The sequence below is a fragment of the Rhizobium tibeticum genome (genome assembly GCF_900110205.1).
Lineage (GTDB): Bacteria > Pseudomonadota > Alphaproteobacteria > Rhizobiales > Rhizobiaceae > Rhizobium > Rhizobium tibeticum.
The window spans coordinates 1-1,247 of record NZ_FOCV01000154.1 but is presented as its reverse complement, the minus strand read 5'-3'; the positions used below and the strand labels follow the sequence as shown (position 1 = coordinate 1,247).

Annotated in this window: 1 protein-coding gene; it reads right to left on the bottom strand. The window is 47.3% G+C overall.

The features are described from left to right. Positions 1-354: 354 nt before the first annotated feature. Positions 355-1,017, bottom strand: coding sequence for a RolB family protein (locus tag BSG20_RS35370; protein WP_244551858.1), 663 nt, complete (start codon positions 1,015-1,017; stop codon positions 355-357). Between the last annotated feature and the right edge of the window lie 230 nt (positions 1,018-1,247).

Here is a 1,247-nt window from a genome sequence, read left to right as displayed (position 1 = left end):
GTATACGAATTTGGCGATATTAGGTTATGCGTTGTGTTATGCATGAAGTAGACAATATTATGATTGTCTTGGTGCTGATTCTTTAGTGCAGATAATTGTACGTGCAGTCGTTCGTAAAAAAAGGACTAAATGCAAGAAGGAATAATATATACATGAAAACTGGCCTGGCTTTTGATTGAATTCAACGAACAGTACAACAACATGACGCCATGGGCGCAAAAAGGAGAAATAACAACAAAAAAGATAAATAACAACAACGCTAACACAAATACTATAACAAGCAAACGAGACGGACGTAAACATTGCGATGAGGACCAGGACCAGCACCCCGTGTTGGCTGCTAGACTGACGCCACTAAACCCAACCAGATGCACTCGGCCAGTCAGTGTTAGGGGGGCCGCCCCAAATCATCTCTCCATGGGCCACGATGTCGAAGTGCCCTCTTGTTATACAGCGGGTCCATACACCGTCTCCTTCTGCAGTGAAGCGGTCAGTGGGAAAGATAGCGAGGAAAGACTGCAATTCTTCACGCTCCACTAAATTGCACCGTCTCTTGTGGTACGTACTACTTACAGATTTAGAAGAGATCCACGGATCGTAGGGACAGAGGTCAAATGCCAGCACCACCCCAGGAAAATATTTACTTGAGACTGCTTCGAAGTTCCTGTTTTCAACACAGGCTTGTACTTGCTCTGTGGGCAAAAAGGCATACAAGAGGGCGGGATCTGCAGGGATGCGTTCAAGCTCGATCGATTCCCTATAGCCAAACATTGGAGTTTTGGTCATACAGGGCACCGTTTCGAGTCCGCCAAAATTTCTTGGAGGAAGTCCCGCAGCTTGTTCATGAGCCCGCGCCTCAGCCAGCCACTGGACCTGAGCCGTCATGACCCGCTTGAGGTGAGCACTATATTTTTTGACTGCCTTCTTAAGGCCATCGTGGAGCTTGTCTTTGGGCAACCCCGTCAGGCAGATGCTGTCAAAGTTGGGGCGCGTGTAGGTTGGATAGTTGTCTGCCATGGTGAAGGTATGATGGAAGATAAGAGTGTAGTTTATATAGAATGAGGAGAGTTGATTGTGTGGTGGATGCACTGACGAAATGAGGCTTATATAGGGGGGGGCTCTCTTCCTTATTGGACCGCTTTTTTTAAATCTTTTGAATGTGTCCCTTCGGTTGCATAGAGTCGCAGCTTCCGTGCAGTCCAAAGGGCACGACTTTAGCGAACTGCAAAGGGCAGCCGAATTGCTAA